Annotated in this window: 24 protein-coding genes; 12 read left to right on the top strand and 12 right to left on the bottom strand. The window is 62.6% G+C overall.

Annotated elements, in window-relative coordinates; all coding sequences use genetic code 11:
• Positions 1–249: 249 nt before the first annotated feature.
• Positions 250–1,578, bottom strand: coding sequence for a DNA polymerase IV (locus NKJ55_RS03525; protein ID WP_352448685.1), 1,329 nt, complete (start codon positions 1,576–1,578; stop codon positions 250–252).
• A gap of 68 nt (positions 1,579–1,646) precedes the next feature.
• On the opposite strand from NKJ55_RS03525, the gene NKJ55_RS03530 reads away from it, so the two are divergent.
• Positions 1,647–2,222 (top strand): GNAT family N-acetyltransferase, encoded by a 576-nt coding sequence (locus NKJ55_RS03530; protein ID WP_352448686.1) that lies wholly within the window; start codon positions 1,647–1,649, stop codon positions 2,220–2,222.
• A gap of 286 nt (positions 2,223–2,508) precedes the next feature.
• Positions 2,509–3,849, top strand: coding sequence for a hypothetical protein (locus tag NKJ55_RS03535; protein WP_352448687.1), 1,341 nt, complete (start codon positions 2,509–2,511; stop codon positions 3,847–3,849).
• A gap of 193 nt (positions 3,850–4,042) precedes the next feature.
• On the opposite strand, the gene NKJ55_RS03540 is transcribed toward NKJ55_RS03535, so the two are convergent.
• Positions 4,043–4,342 (bottom strand): DUF3572 domain-containing protein, encoded by a 300-nt coding sequence (locus NKJ55_RS03540; RefSeq protein WP_352448688.1) that lies wholly within the window; start codon positions 4,340–4,342, stop codon positions 4,043–4,045.
• A gap of 172 nt (positions 4,343–4,514) precedes the next feature.
• Between NKJ55_RS03540 and NKJ55_RS03545 the strand changes: the two genes are divergently transcribed.
• From NKJ55_RS03545 to NKJ55_RS03580, 8 genes are all read left to right on the top strand, one after another.
• The gene (locus NKJ55_RS03545; protein ID WP_348625950.1) at positions 4,515–4,931 is read left to right on the top strand and encodes a response regulator; all 417 of its coding nucleotides are present in this window, start codon (positions 4,515–4,517) and stop codon (positions 4,929–4,931) included.
• A gap of 33 nt (positions 4,932–4,964) precedes the next feature.
• Positions 4,965–6,338, top strand: a complete 1,374-nt coding sequence (locus NKJ55_RS03550; protein ID WP_352448689.1) for a PleD family two-component system response regulator — start codon at positions 4,965–4,967, stop codon at positions 6,336–6,338.
• 462 nt (positions 6,339–6,800) lie between these two features.
• The gene (locus NKJ55_RS03555; RefSeq protein ID WP_023679986.1) at positions 6,801–7,535 is read left to right on the top strand and encodes a FadR/GntR family transcriptional regulator; all 735 of its coding nucleotides are present in this window, start codon (positions 6,801–6,803) and stop codon (positions 7,533–7,535) included.
• Entirely contained in the window at positions 7,532–8,719 is a 1,188-nt protein-coding gene (locus tag NKJ55_RS03560) for a PLP-dependent transferase (RefSeq protein ID WP_352448690.1), read from the top strand. Before NKJ55_RS03555 ends, NKJ55_RS03560 begins: the two co-directional genes overlap by 4 nt.
• Before the next feature lie 29 nt (positions 8,720–8,748).
• Positions 8,749–10,026 carry an ABC transporter substrate-binding protein gene (locus tag NKJ55_RS03565; protein WP_352448691.1) on the top strand — a complete coding sequence of 426 codons (1,278 nt, stop codon included), beginning with the start codon at positions 8,749–8,751 and terminating at the stop codon, positions 10,024–10,026.
• Positions 10,027–10,240: 214 nt separating this feature from the next.
• Complete coding sequence (locus tag NKJ55_RS03570; RefSeq protein WP_352448693.1) at positions 10,241–11,164, top strand: carbohydrate ABC transporter permease; 924 nt, start codon at positions 10,241–10,243, stop codon at positions 11,162–11,164.
• Entirely contained in the window at positions 11,164–12,012 is an 849-nt protein-coding gene (locus tag NKJ55_RS03575) for a carbohydrate ABC transporter permease (protein ID WP_352448694.1), read from the top strand. The genes NKJ55_RS03570 and NKJ55_RS03575 overlap by 1 nt, the downstream gene beginning before the upstream one ends.
• 4 nt (positions 12,013–12,016) lie before the next feature.
• A complete protein-coding gene (locus NKJ55_RS03580; RefSeq protein ID WP_352448695.1) occupies positions 12,017–13,084 on the top strand; it encodes an ABC transporter ATP-binding protein in 1,068 nt (355 codons plus the stop codon).
• A gap of 67 nt (positions 13,085–13,151) precedes the next feature.
• Here the strand turns inward: NKJ55_RS03580 and rpmG are convergent, their stop codons facing one another.
• The 9 genes from rpmG to NKJ55_RS03625 all read right to left on the bottom strand — a co-directional run bounded on the left by rpmG (position 13,152) and on the right by NKJ55_RS03625 (position 22,837).
• Positions 13,152–13,319, bottom strand: coding sequence for a 50S ribosomal protein L33 (gene rpmG, locus NKJ55_RS03585; RefSeq protein ID WP_006201775.1), 168 nt, complete (start codon positions 13,317–13,319; stop codon positions 13,152–13,154).
• Between the two features lie 322 nt (positions 13,320–13,641).
• Positions 13,642–13,917 carry a YybH family protein gene (locus NKJ55_RS03590; protein ID WP_352448696.1) on the bottom strand — a complete coding sequence of 92 codons (276 nt, stop codon included), beginning with the start codon at positions 13,915–13,917 and terminating at the stop codon, positions 13,642–13,644.
• 143 nt (positions 13,918–14,060) lie between these two features.
• Entirely contained in the window at positions 14,061–14,522 is a 462-nt protein-coding gene (locus tag NKJ55_RS03595; protein WP_352448697.1) for a YqfO family protein, read from the bottom strand.
• Positions 14,523–14,632: 110 nt separating this feature from the next.
• Positions 14,633–15,808: an MFS transporter gene (locus NKJ55_RS03600; protein WP_352448698.1), complete on the bottom strand. Its 1,176-nt coding sequence runs from the start codon at positions 15,806–15,808 to the stop codon at positions 14,633–14,635.
• A 16-nt stretch (positions 15,809–15,824) separates the two neighbouring features.
• Positions 15,825–16,559 (bottom strand): NUDIX hydrolase, encoded by a 735-nt coding sequence (locus NKJ55_RS03605; RefSeq protein ID WP_352448699.1) that lies wholly within the window; start codon positions 16,557–16,559, stop codon positions 15,825–15,827.
• A gap of 72 nt (positions 16,560–16,631) precedes the next feature.
• Complete coding sequence (locus tag NKJ55_RS03610; protein WP_023679976.1) at positions 16,632–17,084, bottom strand: DUF983 domain-containing protein; 453 nt, start codon at positions 17,082–17,084, stop codon at positions 16,632–16,634.
• On the bottom strand, positions 17,084–19,390 hold the full coding sequence (gene rnr, locus NKJ55_RS03615; RefSeq protein WP_502904449.1) for a ribonuclease R: 2,307 nt from the start codon (positions 19,388–19,390) through the stop codon (positions 17,084–17,086). The genes NKJ55_RS03610 and rnr overlap by 1 nt, the downstream gene beginning before the upstream one ends.
• Before the next feature lie 6 nt (positions 19,391–19,396).
• Positions 19,397–22,012, bottom strand: coding sequence for a type I DNA topoisomerase (topA, locus tag NKJ55_RS03620; protein ID WP_352448700.1), 2,616 nt, complete (start codon positions 22,010–22,012; stop codon positions 19,397–19,399).
• Positions 22,013–22,459: 447 nt separating this feature from the next.
• The gene (locus NKJ55_RS03625) at positions 22,460–22,837 is read right to left on the bottom strand and encodes a COG4315 family predicted lipoprotein (RefSeq protein WP_352448701.1); all 378 of its coding nucleotides are present in this window, start codon (positions 22,835–22,837) and stop codon (positions 22,460–22,462) included.
• 187 nt (positions 22,838–23,024) lie between these two features.
• Here NKJ55_RS03625 and NKJ55_RS03630 point away from each other — a divergent pair, with 187 nt between their 5' ends.
• Positions 23,025–23,771, top strand: coding sequence for a cytochrome c biogenesis CcdA family protein (locus NKJ55_RS03630; protein WP_352448702.1), 747 nt, complete (start codon positions 23,025–23,027; stop codon positions 23,769–23,771).
• Between the two features lie 67 nt (positions 23,772–23,838).
• On the opposite strand, the gene NKJ55_RS03635 is transcribed toward NKJ55_RS03630, so the two are convergent.
• Positions 23,839–24,732 carry an SDR family oxidoreductase gene (locus tag NKJ55_RS03635; protein WP_352448703.1) on the bottom strand — a complete coding sequence of 298 codons (894 nt, stop codon included), beginning with the start codon at positions 24,730–24,732 and terminating at the stop codon, positions 23,839–23,841.
• A gap of 128 nt (positions 24,733–24,860) precedes the next feature.
• Here NKJ55_RS03635 and NKJ55_RS03640 point away from each other — a divergent pair, with 128 nt between their 5' ends.
• Positions 24,861–25,808: an AraC family transcriptional regulator gene (locus NKJ55_RS03640; protein ID WP_352448704.1), complete on the top strand. Its 948-nt coding sequence runs from the start codon at positions 24,861–24,863 to the stop codon at positions 25,806–25,808.
• Positions 25,809–25,883 lie beyond the last annotated feature (75 nt).

The following is a 25,883-nucleotide window of genomic DNA, read 5'->3' on the forward strand; positions in this document are numbered from 1 at the left end:
CTCAAAGGCCGGACATATGGACGCAAGCGATCGAAAACGACGCAAAACAACCGTTGCAGGCAGGGCGCCGTCCACATATGGATCCCAGGGTCTCCGCGACGTCGCTTCGCTCCTGCTCCGCCCTGGGATGACGAAGACGTGGTGGCTTATCGCTAATCGCAACCTTGGAGATTGGCAGCCCGATCGGCAGGCTCCCATCCACAGCCCTTTCAGGCTCTGTCAAAGAACCAAAACCTCTGTGCAGAGGAACTAGTCCTCGACCGGTTCGGGCGGATGGGCATCGCGGCCCTTGCCGAAGGTGTAGCCAGTTTCCACCGCCCTGCGGCCGAACTTGCCGCGCAGCGTGTCGATGGCGCCTTCGGCCATGGCGCGCTTGCGTGACTGGACGTCGACCAGATCGGGCGGGTCCGCCCGGTCATCGTCGGAGAGATCGCTGACGCCAATGCCGAGCAGCCGGTATTTCGTGCCATCCGCTTCCTTGCGCAGCAGCTCGAGCCCGGTCTGAAAGATGCGGTCGGCCAGCCGGGTTGGATCGCCGAGCTGGCGATTGCGCGTGCGGATCCTGAAATCCTGCGTCTTCAGCTTGAGGACGACGGTGCGTCCGGCAATTCCGGATTTCTTCAGCCGGGCCGAGACTTTTTCCGACAGCGCCCTCAGCACCGAAACCAGTTCGTCGACGGAGGCGATGTCGGTATCGAAAGTGGTTTCCGCCGAGACGCTTTTCGCGTCCTGGTCGGGAACGACGCGACGGTCGTCCTCGCCGCGCGAAAGCCGGTAGAGCCGGTCGCCCATGACGCCGTAGCGGCGCATCAGATCGCCACGTTCCACACGCTGCAACTGGCCGATGGTGCGGATGCCGTCGCGCTCGAGCGTGGCGGCAAAGGCCTTGCCGACCCCCCAGATCAGCGTCACCGGCTGCTCGGCCAGGAAGCCGATAGCCTCGGCCTCGCCGATCACCGAAAAGCCGCGCGGCTTGCGGAAGTCCGATGCCACCTTGGCCAGGAACTTGCAGTAGGAAAGACCGGCCGAAACGGTGATGCCGATCTCCTTTTCCACGCCGAGTGCGAAGCGCGCCAGGACCACCGCAGGCGGCAGGCCATGCAGGCGCTCGGTGCCGGCGAGGTCGAGAAAGGCCTCGTCGATCGAGAGCGGCTCGACCAGCGGCGTCAGCGCCTGCATCATGGCGCGCACCTCACGGCCGACGCGGACGTATTTTTCCATGTCCGGCGGCAGGACCACCGCTTCCGGGCAGGCTTCGAGCGCCTTGAACATCGGCATTGCCGAGCGCACGCCGTGGATGCGGGCAATGTAGCATGCGGTGGAGACGACGCCGCGCTTGCCGCCGCCGATGATCAATGGCCGGTCCTTCAACGCCGGGTTGTCGCGCTTTTCGACCGCCGCGTAGAACGCGTCGCAATCGATATGGGCAAGGCGCAGCCGGTAGAGCTCCGGATGGCGGGCGAGCCGTGGACTGCCGCAGCGCTCGCAACGGCGTGCCTCGCTGCGCTGAAAACTCAGGCAGTCGCGGCAAAAACCGTGTTCGGGATTGTTGACAGGGGCCGCCATCGCTGCGAACATAAAGAGAACAAATGCAATGGTACGTCAGGACGGACGCCACGACAAGGCGGTGGGCCGGGAGAGAGCTCATGAATACGACCATAGCGCCGCTAGTGCCCGAGCTTTGGGCGGATTTCGAAGATCTTTTCGGTAGGCAAGGCGCCTGCTACGGCTGCTGGTGCACACATTTCCGGCTGTCGCCCGCAGCGCGCCGCGCGAGCAACCGGGAGCGCAACAAGGACCACATCAAGGCGCGGATCGAGGCCGGACCGCCGCCCGGCCTGCTGGCCTTGGAAGGTGGTCAGGCGATCGGCTGGATGCAGATCGGCCCGCGCGCCGACGTGCCCGAATGGAACAACCAGGGCAGGGGGTCGGCGCCGATCGACCCCGCCGACGCCAGCGATCCGGGCGTCTGGGCGATCTCCTGCTTCTTCATCCGGACCAAGGCGCGCGGCAGGGGCGTGTCGCACCGTCTGGTCGCGGGCGGCATCGAGTTCGCCCGCCAGAACGGCGCGCGGCTGATCGAAGCCTGCCCGATCGATCTATCGAAGGATTCGCGCTCGATCGGGCTGTTCGTCGGCTCGTCGCGGGTCTTCGAAAAGGCCGGGTTCCAACGGTTGGTCGAACGTAAGCCGGGCCGGCCGCTGGTGCGGCTGGTGCTTTAGGCAATGCCGCGGTCGACATCGATCCGTCCGGCTCGCCTTGCGGTTGTGATAGTAATTCCCTACGAAATGAGAAAGGGCAGAAAAGCGTGTCCTGCCAGTCGTCTTTGTTCTCGCGCTCAGCGCGCCTGCCTTCGGCCAAGCGGTCGACAGGCAAGGCGCGAAGCAGCTTTCCGACGATCTGGCGCACTACATCGGCAAGAAGCTGTTCGATATCGGGTTCGTCAAAATTTCAGTCGACGGCGATGCCTACAAGCTCGCTTTCGACTTCAAGCCAGTCACGGATTTGATGGCAAAGCAGCAAGCCTTCAAGTTCGACGTCACGCCTTACTTCGTTCTGGCGAAGCCGCGCAAAGATGGACACTGGGACGTTTCGGCGGACGTGTCCCCGAAGGGGTCTGTTGATTTCGTCGGTCCGGAGGGGCCGCAGCACATCGACTTTTCCATTTCAAACAACAAGTTCACCGCTATCTATGACCCCGATCTGGCGGCCTTTGTGAACGCCTCGGGTTCCACTTCGGGCGTCACGATGAGTGTAAAAAGCCCGCTGCAGAATGTGGAAGCCTCTGCGGATGGCGGCGCTGGCAGCATGAGCGCGACGAAATCAGCGAATGGCGGCATAGATTTTGCGTATTCACAGACAATGACCGCCTTTGCCGAAACCGTCAGACTGGACGATCCCAAGAGCGGTCTGAAATTCTTATACAATGTCAAATCGCCGCACGCGGCGGTGGATGCGACGGGCAAGGGCATGCGGACAAAGCCGCTGCTCGACCTGCTTGCTTTCATTGTGGCGACTGATGATGCAGCCAAATTCAAGGCGGATGAGGCGGAGTTCAAATCGCTTCTGACGGCAGCACTGCCATTGTGGGAGCGGATCGACGGCACCTACGGCTTCAAGGACTTTGTGGTGGAGAGCCCGGTGGGCAAGTTCGGTGCGACGCAACTGAATACCGCCGTCGGCATGGACGGCATCGCCAAGGACGGCAAGATCAACTACGCGTTCAAGGTTTCCGGCCTGACAATACCACAGCAGGTGCTGCCCAGCTGGAGCGTTGCGTTGCTGCCGACGGATATCGACCTCAACTTCGGCGGCGCCAACATCGATCTGGACAGCATGGCGAAGAAAACCATCGAAACCCTTGATTTCAGCAAGGATCCACCGCTGCCGGCAGATTTCGGCAACCAGATCTCCGCCGATTTCCTGGCCAAGACGCCAAAGGCCATTCTCGGACACAGCACGATCAAGAACGGCAACATCGAGATTGCCATGGAAGGTGAAATGACGTTCCCCGGCAAGAAGCCCGACGCGAGCATGACCATCGATGTCGCGGGCTATGACAAGATCGTGGAGGCCCTGCAGACGGCGGCCAAGACCGAACCGGAAGCGGCACAGTATTTTCCGTTCGCACTCGCTGTCAAAGGGTTCGGCAAGGCACTGCCGGATGGTCGACTGGAATGGGTCGTCAACGCTAAGGCAGACGGTTCGGTCACGGTCAACGGCGCCATGCTGAAGCCGGCCGATGCCGTTCAGGACAACCCCATCATGGACCCAAGCAAGGCTACCGTTCCGGATCATGGCTCGGGCGAGAATGACAATGGCGGGGCAGGGGCGAAGTTGAAACCCTAAGCGCCGAGCTTGAGCGGTTCATCGTTTCACGGAAACGCTGAACCGCTCCATGTCTTTGTTTTTTGCGCAATTCCGGACGGAAAACCGTTTCACACTTTTCCTGGAATTGCTTGTCTTATGACTTTCGCTGCCGGCGTCAAAGCCCGAGTGCACTCACGATTTTCGCCGCGGCGATCTGTCTCGGGATCGCCGCTTATATCGAATGCTCATGATTGTCGTCGCCGAGCGGCAGCGCCCGCAATGCCTTGCCGACTGCGGCGGGCGGCGTTCCGGTCTCCTCGGAAAAACGCATCAGCGTCGGCTCGTGGGCAAGGATGAACTGCAGCACGCCGGCCAGGAATCCCGGCTCGCCCGCCGCCTGGCGGATGGAATGGGCTTCGATGCCGGTGATCGCCAGGAAGCGGGGCAGAAGTTCCGGATCGGCGGCGACGAAGCCCAACGCCTTTACGGCAATGGTTTCCGCTTCCTCGCGCATTGACGCTGCGTTTGCCATCGCTACCTTCCTTCATGGGCGGAATCGTTCTGTTTTCGCAGTAGCGGCAAGTGTCGCCGGCAGCAAGCTCGCCGACCTGGAATCCGAACGCTTTTAGGGCGGCCGGTTTCCGTTTCGTCAATCATATTGCCGTATAGTGGGAACAGGTTTGGTGCGTGCCGACAAGGGGCGCATGACGGCACCCTTCGAGTGGAAGGCCAGCCGGGACGGGAAATCGATGCCAAAGAAGGTTATGATCGTCGAAGACAACGAGCTCAACATGAAGCTCTTTCGCGACCTCATCGAAGCGAGCGGCTATGAGACGGTGCGCACACGCAACGGCCTGGAAGCGCTGGATCTGGCGCGGCAGCACAGGCCGGACCTCATCCTGATGGACATCCAGCTGCCGGAAGTGTCGGGCCTCGAGGTCACCAAATGGCTGAAGGAGGACGATGATCTCCACGTCATCCCGGTCATCGCCGTCACCGCCTTCGCGATGAAGGGGGACGAGGAGCGCATTCGCCAGGGCGGCTGCGAGGCATATATCTCCAAGCCGATCTCGGTGCCGCGTTTCATCGAAACCATCAAATCCTACCTGGGCGATGCCTGATGTATCTTTCCAGCCGAGCCGGAGCTTTGTGAAATGACCGCGCGGATCCTCGTCGTCGACGACATCCCAGCAAATGTCAGGCTGCTGGAGGTTCGGCTGCTCGCCGAATATTTCGAGGTCCTGACCGCCACCAACGGGCCGGACGCGATCGAGATCTGCGAGAACGGCAAGGTCGACGTCGTGCTGCTCGACGTGATGATGCCCGACATGGACGGGTTCGAGGTCTGCCGGCGGCTGAAGGGCGACCCGGCGACATCGCACATCCCTGTCGTGATGATCACCGCGCTCGACCAGGTTTCGGACCGGGTGCGCGGCCTCGAGGCCGGCGCCGACGATTTTTTGACCAAGCCGGTCAACGATCTGCAGTTGATGACGCGCGTCAAGAGCCTGGTCAGGCTGAAATCGCTGACCGACGAGCTGCGGCTGCGCGCCTCGACGACACGCAATATCGGCATCGAGGAGCTTTTGAGCCGCAACTTCGCTGCCGACGATGCGGTGCCGAAGGTGCTGCTGGTCGACGAGCGCAAATCCTCGTTCGAGCGCATCCAGAAGATGCTGCGCGGCAGTGCCGATCTCGACGTCGCCAACGATCCGCATGCCGGCTTCTTCCAGGCCGCCGAGCAGCCGTATGAATGCGTGATGATCTCGACGGCCTTCGCCGATTTCGACCCGCTGAGGCTCTGCTCGCAATTGCGCTCGCTCGATCGCACCCGTTTCCTGCCGATCATCCTTCTGGCGGACGAGGGCGAGGAGGGGCGTATCATCCGCGGCCTCGAACTCGGCATCAATGATTATCTGATGCGGCCGATCGACCAGCAGGAGCTGACCGCGCGGCTGCGTACGCAGGTGCGCCGCAAGCGCTACAACGACCAGCTTCGCGCCAGCGTCACCCAGACCATCGAGATGGCGGTGACCGATGCCCTGACCGGCCTGCACAACCGGCGCTATCTCGACAGCCATCTGCAGACGCTGTTCGACCGCGCCGTGGCACGGCGCCGGCCGCTGTCGGTGATGATCACCGATCTGGACCGCTTCAAGAGCATCAATGACGCGCATGGCCATGACGGCGGCGACGACGTGCTGCGCGAATTCGCGCGGCGGCTGCGCAAGAATGTGCGCGGCATCGACCTAGCCTGCCGCTTCGGCGGCGAGGAGTTCGTCGTGGTGATGCCGGACACCGACGGCGCGGTGGCCGAAAAGGTCGCCGAGCGCATTCGCGCCGAAATCGCCCAACTGCCGTTTCCCGTCGGCGCCGAAGGCAAAGCCGTCGAAGTCACCGTCAGCGTCGGCGTTTCGTCGGTGCTGAAAGGGGTGGACACGGTCTCCGCGCTAATGAAACGCGCCGACCTTGCGCTCTACGAAGCCAAGAGCGGCGGCCGCAATCGCGTCGTCGCCAAGGCGGCTTAGCACCGAACACCAATTGCCGGGTCAACGCGACAAGGTTACGAATTTACCTTAATCCAAGCGATTTGCGAGGGTTGGTTAAGAAACGGTTGATTTCCATAAGTTGTTGCGCAAATGTGCAGCCCTTAGACGTAACCGGCACGAGGCTAGATCGCCGGTTCGACCCGAAGAATACCCCATGATGCTCAGGTCCGCCGCATCTCCTGGGTCCGTGGGGTCGGCCGGCCGGCGCTGGCACATAGTGGCCTCCTCGTACCGCTGCCAAACGCCGGCCGGCCCCCAATTTTCAGAACACATCAGGATTCTACGCCAAGACCCGGAAAACGCTTGGTTTTTGTTGCGGCAGCGACAGCGCGCCCTTTGAAATAGCCGGCTGGCAGGGCGTATGCGCCCGCAGTCGATTGACAGGGCCTGTCTTCTATGCAGAAATTGGTTGGACCATTGAGCCATTTGGGACCCGTTGGCATGACCGAATTCGGCCTTTCCCCCATACAGGCAACTGCTCGCGACGACGCGGTGCTCAAGGCGCTGGCCGGCTTTGTGATGCGGGAAGCCCTCGGGCCCGGCCAGAGACTGCCGACCGAACGCATCCTCGCCGAGCGCCTCAAGGTGAGCCGCAACACCGTGCGCGAGGCGTTGACGCGCTGGGAAGGGCTCGGCCTGGTCGAACGGCGGCAAGGCAGCGGCACCTATCTCAAGGGAGTGGTCTCGCTGGACATGCTGCACATGCCGCTGACGCTGGCCGGCGGCAATGATTTCACCAGCCTGATGCAGACGCTGGAAATCCGCCGCGCGCTGGAAGCGGAAGCCGCCGCCCTGTGCGCCGTCCGCGCGGGCCAGGCAGATCTCGTCGAGATCGGGCGCAAGCTCGACATTATGGAGCAGGCCTTCCACACTCGCGCCGGGATGTCGGCGGAGGAGGACTGGGAATTCCACCAGTCGATCTACCGCAGTTCCGGCAATCCGCTGTTCGAGCAGATCATCGCCGCCATGCACGAACTGTTCCATCGTTTCTGGGAGCATCCGCTCGGCGTGCGTGATTTCGGCCACGCCAGCTTTCCTTACCACCGCACCATCTACGAACGCATCGCCGCGCACGATCCGGAGGGGGCCCGGGCCGAGGCGCTCAAGCTGATCGCCACCGTCGAGGACGATCTGAAGCGCGGCGCGGCCAAACTCGAACTTTCAGGCCAGAAATGAGCGATCATCCCGCCGGTTTCGAAAACGACTATCTCGCCGAGGCAGCGACGCTTCTCGCCCATGACGAGCCTTTCCCCGGCGGCGCGGTGGTCCCGCCGATCTACCAGACTTCGCTCTTCACCTTCGCCAACTATTCCGAGATGGCCGACACATTCGCCGGCAGGCGACGTCAGCCGATCTATTCGCGCGGCGACAACCCGACGGTCATGGAGTTCGAGGCGCGTGTCGCCGCTCTCGAAGGCGCGGGGGCCGCGCGCGGCTTTTCCAGCGGCATGGCGGCGATCAGCGCCACGGTGCTTGCTTTCGTCGGTGCCGGTGAGCGCATGGTTGTCGTGCGCAATTGCTACGGCGATGCCTACCGGCTGTTCGAACGGCTTTTGCCACGGCTCAACATCAAGGTCGACTATGTCGACGGTTCGGATCCGGACGCGGTCGCGGCAGCACTTCCCGGCGCCAAGCTGCTCTACCTGGAAAGCCCGACGTCGATGATGTTCGAGCTCCAGGACATAACCCAGCTGGCGCGGCTGGCCAAAGAGCAGGGCATCATCACCTCGATCGACAATTCCTGGGCGACGCCGGTGTTCCAGAAGCCGATTTCGCACGGTGTCGACCTGGTGCTGCATTCGGCCTCGAAATATCTCGGCGGCCACAGCGACACCGTCGCCGGTGTGGTGGCCGGTTCGGCCGCCCATATCCGACAGATCAACGAGCAGACCTATTCCTATCTCGGCGGCAAACTTTCGCCTTTCGAGGCCTGGCTGTTGCTGCGTGGCCTGCGCACATTGCCGCTGCGGTTGCCGCATCACATGAAGAGCGGGCTGACCATCGCCGAACGGCTGAAAGCGCATGACCATGTCGAGCGGGTCAACCACCCGGCCTATTCCAACCATCCAGGCAAGGCGACGCTTGCCGGCTATGCCGGGCTGTTCTCGTTCGAAGTGACGGAAGACGTCGACATCCCGGCTTTCGTCGATGCCCTGAAACTCTTTCGCATCGGCGTCAGTTGGGGCGGCCATGAGAGCCTGGTCGTTCCGGCAAAGGCCTCGCTCGAGCAGACGCCGGGCCTGAATTCGATGGCGCGCTTCGGCGTCAGCCCACGAACCATCCGCTTCAGTGTCGGATTGGAAAGTGTCGAAGACCTGTGGGCGGATGTTGCCCAGGCCTTCGACAGAGCAAAAAGATAAAGGAGCCGTTCAAAATGGGAGTGCTGAACATGAAAAAACTGAGCATTCTTCTTGGTGCCGTCGCGGGTCTGGCGATTTCCGCCGGCAGCGTGCTGGCCGATTCCACGGTCAAGATGGTCGAGGTCATCACCAGCCCGCCGCGTACCGAATTCCTCAAGAAGCAGATCGCCGAATTCGAGGCGGCCAATCCGGGTGTCAAGGTCGAGCTGGTATCGCTGCCCTGGGGCCAGGCGTTCGAGAAGTTCCTTACCATGGTGCAGGCCGGCGACACGCCCGACATCGTCGAGATGCCGGAACGCTGGATGGGTCTCTATGCGACCAACGGCCAGCTCGAGGATCTCGGGCCATACATGGCCAAATGGGACGATGCCAAAACGCTGGGCGAGCGTGCCAAGCAGTTCGGCTCGACGGTCGATAACAAGCAGTACATCATCCCTTACGGCTATTACCTGAACGCGCTGTTCTGGAACAAGAAGCTGTTCAAGGAGGCCGGCTTGGACGGTCCGCCGGCGACGCTCGATGAATTCGTCGAGGACTCCAAGAAGATCTCGGCGATACCGGGCAAATACGGCTACTGCCTGCGCGGCGGCCCGGGCGCCTTCAACGGCATGCATATGTTCATGAACATCGCCGCCGGCAAGGGCGGCTATTTCAACGAGGACGGCACCTCGACCATCAACGAGGAAGGCTCGGTCAAGGGCCTGCAGATGCTCGCCGACATGTACAAGAACGGCCTGGCGCCGAAAGATGCGGTGAGCTGGGGTTTTAACGAGACCGTCACCGGCTTCTACAGCGGCACCTGCGCCATGCTGAACCAGGATCCCGACGCGCTGCTCGGCATCGCCGACAAGATGAGCGCCGACGACTTCGCCGTGGCGCCGATGCCGGTCGGGCCGAGCGGCAAATCCTATCCGACGCTCGGTTATGCCGGCTGGGCGATGTTCGCCAATTCCCAGCACAAGGACGATGCATGGAAGCTGATGGCGACGCTGTTGTCGCCCAAGGACAATCTGGAATGGGCAAAGGAAGTCGGCGTCATTCCAATCCACAACGGCGCCGACCAGGACGCCCACTTCAGGACCGAGCAGTTCAAAGGCTGGTTCGAGGAACTGAACAACGGCGACAAATACGAGATGGTGACGCCTCCGACGCATTTGGAAAATCTCGGCAATTTCGTCGACCAGGTGGCGATCAAGAATTTTCAGGAAGTGCTGCTTGGTCAGAAGGCGGCCAAGGACGTGGCCGACGAATGGGCCAAGTTCCTGACCAAGGAACAGCAGGACTGGCTGGCCAAGAACAAAAAATAGCTTTTGTTCCTTCTCCCCGTTCACGGGGAGGGGGTGTCACGACGTGACGAATGAGGGGCGGCGCCAATCCGTCGTGGCTCGTGTTGCCTCTCATCCGCCTGCCCGTCCTCCGCAGCAGCTGCGCTGCAGCTGCGGAGGGTGGACCGGCATCTCCCCGTAAACGGGGAAGGCGCTGTCGCCAGCCCGTGCTTACCCAGGAGACGATCAAGTACCAATGACCTATGCCGTGTCCGAAATCCGATCCGCCGGCAGGCCACGAAAGAAGCGGCTATCCCATGCCGCGATCGAGCCTTGGCTCTATCTCAGCCCGGCGATCGCGCTGCTGGTCGTCGTGCTCCTGGTGCCGCTGGTTATCGGTGTCGGCTACTCGTTCCGCAAATTCTCCGCTTTCAAATCCGAATATGTCGGGCTTGGGCAGTATCAGGCGATGCTGCCGGATCCCGTGCTCGGGCAGGCGCTCGTCAACACGCTGTGGTGGACGGCAGCCAGCCTGTTCTTCCAATTTTTCCTTGGACTTGGCTTGGCGCTGCTGCTCGATACGCCGTTCCGGGGCAGAAAGATCGTGCAGGCCGTGGTGTTCCTGCCTTGGGCGGTACCGTCCTTCCTCTCGGGCCTGACCTGGGCCTGGCTGTTCAACCCGATCATCGGGCCGCTGCCGCATTGGCTCTACGCCTTGGGGCTGAAAGCCGAGCCAACCAACGTGCTCTCCGATCCCTCGACAGCCATGTGGGGGCCGATCGTCGCCAATGTCTGGTTCGGCATTCCCTTTTTTGCCATCACGCTTTTGGCGGCGTTGAAGTCGATCCCGTCAGAACTGCATGAGGCGGCGGCGATCGACGGCGCCTCGCCGTGGCAGCGCTTCACCAAGGTGACGCTGCCGTTCCTGGCGCCGACCATCGTCATTACCGTCATGCTGCGCACCATATGGATCGCGACATTCGCCGACCTGATCTTCGTCATGACCGAAGGCGGGCCTGCCGGTTCGACCGCCACAGTGCCGGTCTATATCTATGTCAGCGCGTTCAAGTCGCTGGACAAAGGCTATGCCTCCGCAGTGGCGGTCCTGCTGCTTGTGCTGCTCATTGTCTATGCGGTTGCGCTTATCGGCATCCGCCGTTCGCTGGTGAGGCACGTCTGATGATTGCCGGACGCTCCGTCTCCTCGCGCATTCTCGGCGGCATCGGCCTTTACGGCGCCATCGCCGCCTATATGGCCTTCGCGCTGTTCCCGATCTTCTGGACGTTGAAGATCTCGGTCACGCCGGAGCGGCTGCTCTATTCCGAAGGCATCACTTTCTGGCCGTCGCAAACGACGCTGCAGAACTTCGTCACCGTGCTCGAAGCCACCGATTTTCCGCGCTATTTCCTGAACAGCGTTATCGTTTCGGTGTCGACGGCAGCCTTCGTAACGGTCATTGCCACGCTGGCCGGCTACGCCATTTCGCGATTTTCCTTCCGCGGCAAGGCGACCCTGGCCATCCTGCTTTTGCTCACCCAGACTTTTCCGCTGGTGATGGTCATTCCGCCGATCTACCGCATCATGGGGCAGATCGGCCTCATCAACAGCCTGACCGGCCTCGTCATCATCTACACCGCGTTCAATACGGCCTTTGCGACCTTCCTGATGCAATCTTTCTTCGACGGCATCCCGCGAGACCTGGAAGAGGCAGCCATGATCGACGGCTGCACGCGCCTGCAGGCGATGCGCAAGGTGATCGTGCCGCTGACGCTGCCCGGCATGGGCGCGACGCTCGGCTTCGTCTTTACCGCCGCGTGGAGTGAGTTGCTGTTTGCGCTGATGCTGATTTCCAGCGACGACCAGAAGACTTTCGCGGTCGGCCTGCTCACCTATATCGGCAAATTCGCGGTCGACTGGGGACAGATGATGGCTGCTTCCATCCTGGCGCTGATCCCGGTCTGCGTCTTCTTTGCCTTCCTGCAACGCTACCTCGTCACCGGCCTTACCGCCGGCGCCGTCAAGGGATAGATCGATGGCCTCCGTTACACTCGACAAAGTCCGCAAAGACTATGGAGCCGTGCGCGTTCTGCACGCGGTCGATCTCGAAATCGCCGACGGCGAGTTCGTCGTTCTGGTCGGCCCGTCCGGCTGCGGGAAATCGACACTGCTGCGTATGATCGCCGGGCTGGAGGAGGTCTCCGACGGCGAAATCCATATTGGTGAGCGCCTGGTCAACGACATTGCGCCAAAGGACCGCGACATTGCCATGGTATTCCAGTCCTACGCGCTCTATCCGCACATGGACGTATCGAAGAACATGGGTTTCAGCCTGATGCTGAGAAAGGCCGGCAAGCCGGCGATCGATGCAAGGGTGGACAGTGCCGCCAAGCGGCTCGGGCTCGATGCGTTTCTGCAGCGCCTGCCGCGGCAATTGTCTGGCGGCCAGCGTCAGCGCGTCGCCATGGGCCGTGCCATCGTGCGCGACCCGAAGGTCTTTCTCTTCGACGAGCCGCTTTCGAACCTCGATGCCAAGCTGCGCGTTCACATGCGTGCCGAGATCAAGGCGCTGCACCAGCAATTGAAGACCACTTCGGTCTATGTCACCCACGACCAGACCGAAGCGATGACAATGGCCGACCGCATCGTCGTCATGCATGACGGCCTCGTCCAGCAGGTCGGTGTGCCGCTCGATCTGTACGACCGGCCGGTCAACATGTTCGTCGCCGGGTTCATCGGCTCGCCCGGCATGAATTTTCTGCCTGCCGTGGTTGAAAAGGGCGCCAAGCCGGATGCCATCCTGGCCGACGGCCAGAAGCTGAGGCTGCCAGACGGCCTGCCGCTCAGGGATGGCGATACGATCACCGTCGGCTTGCGGCCCGAGCATATCCGGCTCGCCGACAATGGCGCGCTGAAAGGCGAGGTGGGTGTCGTGGAGCCGCTCGGCCTGTCCACCCAGTTCTATGCCAGGCTTGCCGGCCAGCAGGTCTGCGTGTTTGCCATGGGCCGGGCCAGCGTGAAGCCGGGTGAGGCCGTGCGCCTGTCGGCTGATCCGGCATCGCTCCATCTGTTCGATCCGGCAAGCGGCGATCGCATCGGCTAATCCTGCATCCCGAAATGAAAAACGCCGCCCGGAAGGCGGCGTTTCGGTACTGCGAGAGAAAACCCGATTACTTGATCTTGGTTTCCTTGAATTCGACGTGCTTCTTGGCGACCGGGTCGTATTTGCGGAACGACAGCTTGTCCGTCTTGGTGCGGCTGTTTTTGCTGGTCACGTAGAAGAAACCGGTGTCGGCGGTCGACAGAAGCTTGATCTTGATGTTTGCGGCTTTGGCCATGATGTTCGTCCGTTAAATGTTCGTGGAGTTTTGGCCGCTGGAGCACGGGGAAAACACCCGGACGCGGGAAACTTGCCGCGACACATAAAGAACGCGCCCGGAAAGTCAACCCTTGTCCAGGTTCTGTGTCGTAAGCAGATGAGTTGTCCGGATTAGGTGGCACATGAGTTGTCCGGGTTTGTTGCCAGCCGATGGAGGCTGGGGACGAAGCGGACATTGATGTGCTACCAAAACCCGACAATTTGATTGGGTGCCGACAGCCGCGGGAGGCTCCTGTGTGCCTCCGGCCGTCCTCCGGGTGGCGTCTCAGTTTGAATGCTGGCTATGAGTATCGAGCGATGGACGGCTGATCGATCACCCAAAGCCAGTTCCCGTCACCTTGCCGGCGAGCGATTTCCGCAGTAACGGTGCCATCGGCAAGGCGCGTGGAAGTGAGCGCCAAATCCCTGTTGATGATAGCCGGACGCTGATCTCCGAGATCAAACTTTCGTCCCGCTGCCACCAACTTGGCGTAAAATCGGCGGATGGCATCTCTGCCGCAGGCCAACCGCCCGTTGCCGGTATCGAGGATGGCACCGGGTTCGTAAAGAGCAGCCATTCCTTCCGCGTCTCCGCTTGCTCGCGAGAAACCAATAGCCGCGCCAGGTCCTGGGGATCGCTTGCCGGTTTGCGGTCTGCTTCATCATTCATCGGCAGGCTTCCTGACAGCCAAATTCAAACCGAGAGACGACCAGGTTCCGGTCACTCCGCCGCGACGGTTTCCGGTTGCAACGCCTTCTTCCAGTCTCCCGTCGTGTTCCACCAGCGGTTCGGGTTGGCGCGGTCGTCGAGACCCTTGGAGCGGCTGGCAAGCAGTGGCTGAATGCGGATCACCGGTTCCTGATAGCTGTGAACCTGATAAATCGCTTCGATGACGCGTGCGGCGAGCTTCTGGTCGTCGGGCAGTTCGAACGACACCTCGACAGTGCCCGACCGCCTGCGCAATTCCGTCTCGGCGCCGGCGGCGGCACCTTCAAGCGGCCGGTAGCGTTCGATGCCGTCCGCCGACTGGAAAGCATTGCTGTCATATTTGCCCATTCCGAGCGGTACGATCGCGACCACCGCCTCCATGATGCGGTCGACATCGGCTGCCGGTGCCTGAAAGGTCACCAGCAGCAGCAATTCCATCCGCAGCGATTTCGTTTCAAAGCCACTGTCGATCATCCGAGGTCTCCCTGCTAATGCACTTTGGGGGAGCATATACTCGAGCCCTCCTGACATGGTTGTGTCAGTAGTTGGTCAGCAGTGGGAGCGATGTCGGCAGCTGGGCCGACTCAGAGGATTTTGCGGAGCAGCCTGGTGCCGACCAGCACGATATAGCAGGCGAAGAACAGGCCGAGCGCCCAACCGAAGCCCGACGGCCCGAAAGCGTCCATGCCGATGCCGATTGCCTGCGGGCCAAGCACCATGCCGACGCCGTAGCAAAGCACGAAGGCGGCGTTGGCGGAGGCCAGTTCGTGGCCGGAAAGCTGGGAGCCGAGGTGAGCAAGACCGATTGTATACATAGCGGCGACCACACCGCCCCAGATGAACAGAAGCGCTGCCATCAAATGCCAGTTCTGCGCGAAGAACGGCATGAAGACCGTGCCGGCAAGCCCGACAGTGGCACAAGCCATCAGCAGATAGCGGCGGTCGCTGACGCGGTCGCTGATCATGCCGATCGGGATCTGCAACAGCACATTGCCAAGCCCGATCATGGTGAGCAAAAGGGCGGCGTCCGCCTCTGAGTAGCCGATGCGGCTACCGTAGACCGGGAACAGTGCAAAGCCGCCGGTCTCGACCGCGCCGAACACCAGCACGGCGGCGGTCGCCGTCGGCACCAGCCAGATGTAACGCAGGAAATTGCTGGTTTCGCCGTCGGAGACGATCGTTGGGCTTTCGTTGCGCGCCGCCAGAACCGGTATGGCAGCCAGTGTTACCAGCGCGATGGTGACGCCGAAGGGCAGGAAACCGCTGCTGCCGAGATGGGCGAACAGCCATGGCCCGGCGGCAAAGCCGAGAGACAGCACCGTGGCATAGATGCCGAGGACCAGTCCGCGCCGGTGTGGCGGCGCCGAGGTGCTGATCCAGAATTCCGACAGGATGAACAGCACCGTCAGCGCGATATGCAGCAGCACGCGCAGCGGAAACCACATCCAGAAAGCTGGCGCGAAATGGAAACCGACAAAGGCCAGCGCCCCGGCGGCGATCATGGCAAGCATCGTCCAGGCAACCCCGAACCGCATGGCGAGCGGAGTGGCGAGCGGCGCGCCGGCGATCGAAGCGAGGCCGGCGACCGCGGTGTTGAGACCGATCATCGACGCGGAATGGCCACGCGTTTCCAGGATCACACTGAGCAGCGGCATGCCAAGGCCGATGGCAATGCCGACGACGCTGATCGACGAGATCGCCGCGACCATCGGCAGCCAGTGTACGCGTTCCTTGCCCTGCGGCTGGATATCGACTGTCATGGAATGCCTGGCTGCTCTAGAGAATTTCGCGGACGAAGCGATTGCGGACAAGCCGGTAGAACGGCACGGGACCGCCGGGGCTCAGCAGCGGATCCCGGGCGAGCCGGGTTTCCAGCTCCTCCAGGACCGTGCGCGTGATGTCTGGAATATCGGCTTGCCGGGCCTTGGCCAGCGGCAGCCAAACGACGTCTTCCAACTCGTCGGTCGGACCGCCACCCGGCAGTTCAACGGCGACATCGTCGCGCCATGCGGCGAGAAAGCGCGTATCGAAGCGGCGCACCCGGTTGGGCGGGGTGATGGCGCGTGCGACGAAGCGCAGCGCTTGCAGTGATGGGATGACGCCGTGTTCGACAAAGCCCTGCCAGTCGCGCCTGGCGGTTACGAACACGCCTTTTTGACCGATCAGCAGGCCGGCCTCCTCATAGGTTTCGCGGATTGCCGACAAGGCAATGGCGCGGGCGCGAGCCGGGCTGGTGCGACCGATGCCAGCGGTCAATCTCGCCTCTTCCTCGGGATGAAGTGCGGTGGCTGTCGAGATGCGGCTGTCGGCCGGATCGGTGCGGCCGCCGGGAAACACGAATTTTCCCGGCATGAAGGCATGACCGGCGTGGCGGCGACCCATCAGCACCAGGAATTCGTCGCCTTTGCGGTCGAGCAGGATCAGCGTCGCGGCGTCGCGCGGGCGTATAGGCTTGGCCTCGAGCGCGATCCGCTCAACCTTGTCGACTTCCGCCTTGGTCATAACGTCCATGCGGTCGACCTAGCGGAATCTTCTCCGATGCGAAAGTGGCGTCCAGCCATGCCGATTGCGCCAGCCTCGGTTTCAAGCCTCGGGATGCGACTCGATCAGATCTTCTTCACCGCCAAAGCCGTGCATATAAAACGCCCATTGCAGGCCGATGACAGCGCCCTTGACCGGCTGCAGCAGGACGACGGCCAGAATGATGGTCAATGGCACCCAGATGGCGATGTGCTGCCAGGTAGACAGCGTCGAGGTCGCCTCGACACCCATGAAGGCCCCGAGCACGATGTGGCCGACAATGACGACCACGAGATAGGCCGGCAGGTCGTCGGCGCGATGGTGGTGGAGCTCCTCGCCGCAATGATCGCATTTGTCGACGGTCTTGACGAAGGCGCGAAACAGCTTGCCCTCGCCGCAATGCGGGCAGCGGCCGAGCATGCCGCGCTTCATTGCCGTCCATAGCGGCCGGGCGGTCCGGCCCGAGTGATGTTCGCCACCGAAAATCCGTTCTTCCACCTGCAGTTCTGTTGGCATTACCGTCTCCTGCCGCGCGAGCCTGGACGCGATTGCAACGCCCGGGCGCGGCCTTTGGCCTTTTGGAACGACCGTTTGGAGCCGGGCAGCGGCTTTGGCTCGGTCAGCATCTCGAAACGCATCGCGCCGGCCATCGGCGCCACCTCGATCAGGCGAACCTCGACGCGATCAGCAAGCTGATAGCCCTTGCCGGTGCGTTCTCCGAAAAGCGATCGAGCAGTTTCGTCGTATATATAGTAGTCGCCGCCCAGGGTTGAAACCGGAATGAAGCCATCCGCGCCGTACTGCGGCAATTGGACAAACAGGCCCGATTTGGTGACGCCCGAGATGCGGGCGTCGAAACGGTCGTCGATGCGCTCGGCGAGATAGGCGGCGATCAGCCGGTCGACCGTGTCGCGCTCGGCGGCCATCGCGCGCCGCTCGGTCGCCGAAATCAGGGCCGAGACCTCTTCCAGCCGCTCCGCCTCGTCCTGCGTCAGGCCCCCCGGACCAAGGCCGAGTGCGGCAATCAGCCCACGATGCACGATGAGGTCGGCATAGCGACGGATCGGCGAGGTGAAATGCGCGTAGCGCTTCAGGTTGAGGCCGAAATGGCCGATATTGGCGGGCGAATATTCGGCCTGGCTCTGCGAGCGCAGCACCACTTCGTTGACCAGCCCCTCATTGTCGGCGCCGCGCACGCGAGCGAGGATGCCGTTGAACTGGTTCGGCCGCATTTGCGCGCCGCGCGCCAGCGACAGGCCGAGCGTCTGCAGGAATTCACGCAGCGATTCCTGCTTGGCGAGCGAAGGCGCATCGTGGATGCGGTAGACCAGCGCCTGGCGCTTCGCCTCGAGTGTCTCGGCGGCGGCGACATTGGCCTGGATCATGAACTCTTCGATCAGCTTGTGCGCGTCGAGCCGCTCCGGCACGACGACCTTGTCGACGGTGCCGTCCTGCTTGAGCAGGATCTTGCGCTCGGGCAGATCGAGCTCAAGCGGCTGGCGCGTGTCGCGGCCGCGCTTCAGGATCGCGTAGGCGTCCCATAGCGGCTTCAGCACCGTATCGAGGATCGGGCCAGTCGTGTCATCCGGTGCGCCGTCGATCGCCGCTTGCGCCTGCTGATAGGCGAGTTTCGCCGCCGACTTCATCATGACGCGATGGAAGGAGTGTCTGAGTTTGTGGCCATCGGCCGAGAAAGTCATACGCACCGCTATCGCCGGACGATCCTGGCCCTCGCGCAGTGAACAGAGGTCGTTCGAGATGCGCTCCGGCAGCATCGGTACGACTCGGTCGGGAAAATAGACCGAATTGCCGCGCTTCAGCGCTTCGCGATCGAGCGCCGTGGCATAGCGCACGTATGCAGCGACATCCGCAATGGCGACGGTGACAACCACGCCGCCGGCGTTCTTCTCGTCGGTGTCGGGCATGGCGAACACCGCGTCGTCATGATCCTTGGCGTCGGCCGGATCGATGGTGAGTAGCGGCAGCTCGCGCCAATCCTCGCGGCCGGCAAGCGACGCCGGCTTGACCGCCTCCGCCTGGGCGATGACGTCGGCGGGGAAAATATGCGGAATGTCGTGTGCGTGGATAGCGATCATCGAGACCGCCTTTTCGCTGGTCAGCGACCCCAACACCGCCAGAACCTTGGCTCGCGGCAGCCCGTAGCGCGAGGCCCGTGCCGGCTCGACCTCGACCAGGTCGCCGTTCTTGGCGCCGTTCTGGAATTCCTTGTCGACGACCAGCTCCGGCTGACGCCTTTCCACCGGCTCGATGCGGAACGTGCCGTCCTTCAGCACACGGAAAACGCCGAGAACCGCATCGGTGCGCTTCTCGAATATCTTCATCACCCGGCCGGTATAGGCCGGGCCTGCCGGATCGTCGGTCGGAAAGGTCTTGGCCAGCACGCGGTCGCCGATGCCCGGCGTCGGGCCATTGCCGCCGCGCGACACGCGGATCGCTATGACCGGAGGTTCGCCATTGCCAATCGCTTCGGTCGGGTGCGCCAGCAGCACACCGTCGGCGTCACGGCCGAAGATGTCGAGCACCGCGACGTGGGGCAGCGCGCCGACACGGGCAAGCCGCTTGCGCTCCTTGGTCAGCAGGCCTTCATCCTGCAGGTCGCGCAAGACGTCCTTCAGCCAGATACGGTCTTCGCCGCGCAGCGCAAACGCCTTGGCGATGTCGCGTTTTCCGGCGCGGTCCGGATTTTCGGCGATGTAACGCAGTATCTCGTCGCGTGAAGGCCGGTAATTGTCCCTGACCTTGGCACGGGTATCGGCGGTGCGCAGATCGCCGTGGCTTCTTCCGGAGACTTTGCGCGCCAACCCGTCCTATCCCTTTTTCCTGGCCGCCGGTTTTTTGGCCGCAACCGATTTCTTCGCAGGCGCGGCCGCTTTGCGGAAGGGCTTCCTGGCGCCATTGCCGCCCTTGGCTTCCTTTTCCGCAATGAGCGCCACCGCATCCTCGATCGTCACCGATTGCGGATCCTTGCCCTTCGGCAGCGTCGCATTGACCTTGCCGAAATTCACATAAGGCCCGTATTTGCCGTCGCGCACGACTATCTTGCCGCCGCCGGCAGGATGATCGCCTAGTTCCTTGAGCGCAGCGGCTGTGCCGCCATTGCGGCCGCCTTTGCCCTTCAATTGCTTCTCGGCGATCACCGAGACGGCGCGATTGAGGCCGATCGAGAACACGTCCTCGATGCTGTCGAGATTGGCGTAGGTGCCGTCATGCAGCACGAACGGCCCGTAGCGCCCCAGCCCGGCCGAAATCATCTTGCCGGATTCCGGATGCTTGCCGACGTCGCGCGGCAGCGACAACAAGGCGAGCGCCTTTTCGTGATCGATCGAATCGACCGTCCAGCCCTTGGGCAGGCTGGAGCGCTTGGCATCCTTGCCGTCGCCGCGCTGGACATAGGGGCCGAACCGGCCATTGCGCAGCGTGATCTCCTCGGCGGTATAGGGGTCCTTGCCGAGCACTTTGGTGCCGTCTTCACCACCGCCGTTCTCGCCATTGGGATTGGCGGCGTCGCCGAGCTGGCGGGTGAAGGAGCATTCGGGATAGTTCGAACAGCCGACGAAGGCGCCGAACTTGCCGAGCTTCAGCGACAGGTTGCCGGTGCCGCATTTCGGACAGATGCGCGGGTTCGAACCGTCTTCCCGCGCGGGAAAGACCAGCGGCGCCAGTTCCTCGTTCAATGCATCGAGGACGTCGGTGACGCGCAACTCCTTGATGTCGGCGACGGCGCCGGAAAAATCCTTCCAGAAATCGCGCAGCACGTCCTTCCATGCGAGCTTGCCGTCGGAAATCTCGTCGAGCTTTTCCTCCAGCGAAGCGGTGAAGTCGTACTCGACATAACGCTCGAAGAAGCTTTCGAGGAAGGCCGACAATAGCCGGCCCTTTGCCTGCGGCACCAGCTTGCGCTTGTCGATGGTGACATAGTCACGATCCTCGAGCGTCTTCAGGATCGCCGTATAAGTCGACGGCCGGCCGATGCCCAACTCTTCCAGCTTCTTGATCAGCGAAGCTTCCGAATAACGCGGCGGCGGCTCGGTGGTGTGCTGGGTGGCGTTGATCGCCTCGCGTGTGAGCTGCTCGCCGGCACGAATCTCGGGCAGGCGGCGGCTTTCCTCGTCTTCCGAATCTTCTTCCTTCTGCTCGATGTAAGCGGCAAGGAAGCCGTCGAAGCGAACAACCGAGCCTACAGCGCGAAGCTCGGCGGTGCGCGGGCCGTTGACTGCCTCTATCTCGACCGTAGTGCGCTCTATCTCGGCCGGCTGCATCTGGCTGGCGATGGCGCGTTTCCAGATCATCTCGTAAAGCCGCGCCTGGTCGGCGTCGAGATACTGCTTGACGGAAGCCGGCGTGCGCATGAAATCGGTCGGACGGATCGCTTCGTGCGCCTCCTGGGCATTCTTGGCCTTGGCGGAATAGTAGCGCGGCTTTTCAGGCAGGTATTTAGGGCCGAATTCCTTGGCAATCGCATCGCGTGCGGCAGAGATCGCCTCCGGTGCCATCTGCACGCCGTCGGTCCGCATATAGGTGATCAGGCCGGTGGTCTCACCGCCGATCTCCATGCCCTCATAGAGCCGCTGCGCCACCTGCATGGTGCGGTTGGCCGAAAAGCCGAGACCCGATGAGGCTGCCTGCTGCAGCGTCGAGGTGGTGAAGGGCGGCCCGGGATTGCGCTTGGTCGGCTTCGCTTCGACAGACGCCGCCTTGAAGCTGGCGCCTTCGAGCATCGCTTTGATGTCGTCGGCCTGCGCCTTGTTGGAAATGTCGAGCTTTTGCAGCTTCTTGCGCTCGAAGGCGGTCAGCCGCGCCTCGAAATTATCCTTGCGCGGCGTACCGAGAATGGCGGCGACCTGCCAGTATTCCTCGCGGATGAAGCGCTCGATCTCGGATTCGCGGTCGCAGACCAGACGCAGCGCCACCGACTGGACGCGGCCGGCGGAGCGGGCGCCGGGCAGCTTGCGCCACAGCACGGGCGACAGCGTGAAGCCGACCAGATAGTCGAGCGCGCGGCGAGCGAGATAGGCATCGACCAGCGGCGCGTCGATCTGGCGCGGATTGGCCATCGCCTCCAGCACGGACGCCTTGGTGATGGCGTTGAAGACGACGCGGCTGACCGGCTTGTCCTTCAATGCGCGCTTTTGCTTCAGCACTTCCAGGACATGCCAGGAGATCGCTTCGCCCTCGCGGTCCGGATCGGTGGCGAGGATCAGCCCGTCGGCGTCCTTGACCGCCTTGGCGATATCGGCGAGACGCTTTCCAGACGCGGTGTCGACGGCCCAGGACATGGCAAAGTCCTCATCCGGACGCACCGAGCCATCCTTGGCCGGCAGATCGCGGACATGGCCGAACGAGGCCAGAACCTTGTAGTTCTTGCCGAGGTACTTGTTGATTGTCTTCGCCTTGGCCGGCGATTCGACGACGACGACGTCCATACGGTCTCATATCAGTTGTGATGCGGCAGAAGAATTCCGCTGCGCGCGACGAAATCTCGTTCAATGTGTCGCTCACATGGCCGCGCTTTTGCATCCGGTCAAGGCCAAGCAGTCAAAATGCGGCCCTGTACCGAATGCGCAACCCAACGGCGCGCCATGCGATTTCCGCAATCCTGGACAAGGGAAATGAGCAGCCTATCGCTGGACAAACCCGGCAATTGATCCTGGAGAACGGGACAAACTCTCCCGCGGATATAAGAGAAACATGGAGCACGCGCCAGCCCTGCTTGAACAGATGCTGTAAAGCGCGCAATCGCTTGCCCGGCATTTTGCTCGGACAGTCGCAAGGAAGTACCGTGCTGAAAAGCTGGCCGCCGGGGCGGTTGGGTCGAGTTCCCAGCGACCAGCCGTGTTATTGCCTGTTACAGCCGATTAGAAGCTCAAGGCCTAGTCGGCCTTGGCGATATGCCAGACGCCGCCGACACCCTCGCCGGTCACGTCGCCGGCCTTCTTGTCCTTGATGAACGTGTAGAGCGGCTTACCTTCGTAGGCCCACATCCTGGTGCCGTCGGTGCGGTCGACGATCGTCCACTCGCCCTCGGCCTTGGCGTTGGCGTCAGCCTTCAGCGGCGGCCAATTGGCGGCGCATTTGTCGTAGCAGTTCGACTTACCCGCCTCGTCCTTGTCGTAGGTGTAGAGCGTCATGCCGCTGGCGTCGGTGTAGATCTTGGTGCCGCCGACCTCTGCTTCCTTCCACGCCTCGGCGGCCAAGGACGCCGTGGTGCCGAGCAAAAGCGCGGCCATGCCAATTGCGATCGTTTTCATGGACTTCTCCCTGGATCATTCGAAGAGCGCGCGGAACAACGCAGCTTCGTTTGATCAACGCTGCCTGGCTGCCCTTTCTTCCCGGGCGGGCGTCGACTTGCTACCCAATGTGATGGGGCCACGCGATGGTGATTGGCGGACGGCCGTTGTCGCGGCTATATGGCTGCGCAGTCATCGGGAGACGGAAATGGCATTGGACGTCGGCTATGTCAGTGCGATCGGGGCGGGAGCGATTTCGTTCCTGTCACCCTGCGTGCTGCCGCTGGTGCCGCCTTACCTGTGCTATATGGCCGGCGTGTCGGTCGACGATTTCCGCGGCGAGGCCGGCATTGCGGCAAAGGCCGGTGCGCGAGGCGCGCTGGTTAATTCCTCCATCGCCTTCGTGCTCGGTTTTTCGACCGTCTTCGTCGCGCTCGGCGCCGGCGCCTCGACCATCGGCCATCTGCTGCGAGTCTGGCAGGAGCCGCTGGCAATGGCGGCCGGCGTGCTGATCATCCTGATGGGGCTGAATTTCCTCGGCGTACTGCGCATCCCTTTGCTTTCACGCGAGGCGCGCTTCCAGTCACAAGGCAAGCCGGCCAGCCTGATCGCCGCTTATGTCATGGGCCTGGCCTTCGCCTTTGGCTGGACGCCCTGTATCGGCCCGGTGCTGGGGCCGATTCTGACGCTTGCCGGCGGCCGCGAGACGGTGGGCGAGGGCGCGCTGCTGCTTGCCGCCTATTCGCTCGGCCTCGGTATTCCCTTCCTCGTTGCGGCGCTGTTTTCAGGCGCCTTCATGCGCTTTCTTGGGAAATTCCGCGTCCATCTCGGCCGCGTCGAAAAGGCCATCGGCGCGTTGCTGGTGGTCGCCGGCGTGTTTTTCCTGACCGGCGGCGTGCAGGCGGTGTCCTATTGGTTGCTCGAGAATTTTCCGGTGCTGGGGCAATTGGGATAGGTTTGCCGCCCGGCCGAAGCGCGAGGCCGTAGCTGCGGCGCAAGGGCACCGCAGCTAAGTGATCCGTTCAGCCTTCGAAATAGCCCGGCTGGTCGATATCGGCGATGAGCCCGGGTCCGCTCGGCGCCCACCCCAGCAGCGCGCGAGTCCGCTCGCTCGAGGTTGGGACATCCATCGCCGCGAACATCGCGAACCAGCCAAAATGATCGGCGGCTTCTTCCGCGGACTTGGCGACGACCGGCACGTTCAGGCGCCGGCCGATCACGCCGGCGATGTCCTTGAACGGCACGCCTTCTTCGGCGATCGCGTGATATCGCCCGCCATAGGCTCCATGCTCGAGCGCAAGCCGGTAAACGCGGGCGGCATCGAACCGATGCACGGCAGGCCAGCGATTGAGCCCTTCGCCGATATAGGCCGACACGCCCTTCTTGCGAGCGAGGTCGATGAGAATAGGAACGAAGGCGTGGTCGCCGTGGCCATGGACCGACGGAGGGAGGCGCACAACCGACGCGCGCACGCCGCGTGCCGCCAGCGCGGCGGCTGTCGCTTCGGAGGCGCGGGGATACGAAGCGGAAGAGGGGACAGGCGCATCTTCCTCGGTCGCGATACGGCCCCGCGCCTGGAGCGCGGTTCCGGAGGTGACGAGCAGGGGCCGCTCGGAGCCTTCGAGTGCACCGCCCAAGGCCTCGATGGCGCGCCGGTCCATCTCGCAATTTTGCGCGAATTTCGAGAAGTCGTGGTTGAAGCCGGTATGGATCACTCCATCAGCTGCCGCTGCGCCCCTGCTGAGGCTTTCGAGGTCTTCGAGGTCACCTCGATGCACCTCGGCTCCGGTGGCTGCAAGCGACTTGGCCGACGCCGCCGAGCGGGCGAGGCCGAGCACCTGATGGCCGGCGCCGATGAGTTCTTGAACGACGGCAGAACCGACGAATCCGGTCGCTCCGGTAACGAAAACACGCATCACGACTTCTCCTGTCCGTTTCTGACCACGACCATTTTCGCGGCTCAGTTGTGTCGTGATAGGCGCTTGAGAAAATACGATCTATGCGGTAAAGTCCGTATTATCTTCGCAATCGTCCGGAATGACCTGTGGATCCCCTTTCAGATGTGCTCTCGCTGCTGAAGCCGCGAAACTATATGTCGGCCGGTTTCGATGCTGGTGGTGAATGGTCGATCCAGTTCCCCGACCAGCAGCAAAGCATCAAGACCGGAGCGGTGGTCTCCGGCCGGTGCTGGCTATCTGTGGAGGGCGTTGCTGACGCAGTGCGCCTTGAGACGGGAGACTGCTTCCTGCTGCCGCGTGGACGGCCTTTCCGCCTTGCAAGCGACATGAGCTTGACGCCTGTTGAAGCCGTCAAGATTTTTCCGCCTGCGCGAGCCGGCGGTGTCGTGACCCACAATGGCGGTGGTGATTTCTTTCTGGTCAGCAGCCGCTTCGCACTTGGCGGCAATCATGCCGGCATCCTGTTGCGGATGCTGCCAGCCATTGTGCATATCCGCAAAGAGTCGGACCAGTCGGCGCTGCGCTGGTCGGTGGAGCGGATGATGCAGGAGCTGCGCAAGCCGCAGCCGGGCGGCTTTCTGATGATCCAGCACCTCGCCCACATGATGCTGGTTCAGGCGCTGCGGCTGCATCTTTCGGAAGGATTGAAAGGTGGCATCGGCTGGCTCTTTGCCCTCGCGGATAAACAGATCGGCGCGGCGATCAGCGCGATGCATGACGATCCGGCGCATGGCTGGACGTTACAGGAACTGGCGGAACGGGCCGGCATGTCGCGATCGACCTTTGCGCTCAGATTCAAGGAGACGGTCGGCGCGTCGCCGATGGACTATTTGACGCGCTGGCGAATGCTGCTGGCCGGCGAGCGGCTGACGAATTCCAGCGATCCCGTCGCCGTCGTCGCGCTGTCGCTCGGCTACGAATCCGAAAGCGCCTTCAGCACAGCCTTCAAGCGGGTCATGAACTGTTCACCACGGCAATATGGCCGTGGCCGGGCTCCGGCCTTCGCGTCACGTGACGAGGCGGAAGCTGCCTGAGCCGATCGGCTTGGGCGTGTCGCGGGTTGGAGATTCCACCGTCTCACCGGAATTTAACCGCATTGGTGCAGCATG

The sequence above is a fragment of the Mesorhizobium sp. M0106 genome (assembly GCF_040322715.1).
Taxonomy (GTDB): Bacteria; Pseudomonadota; Alphaproteobacteria; order Rhizobiales; family Rhizobiaceae; genus Mesorhizobium.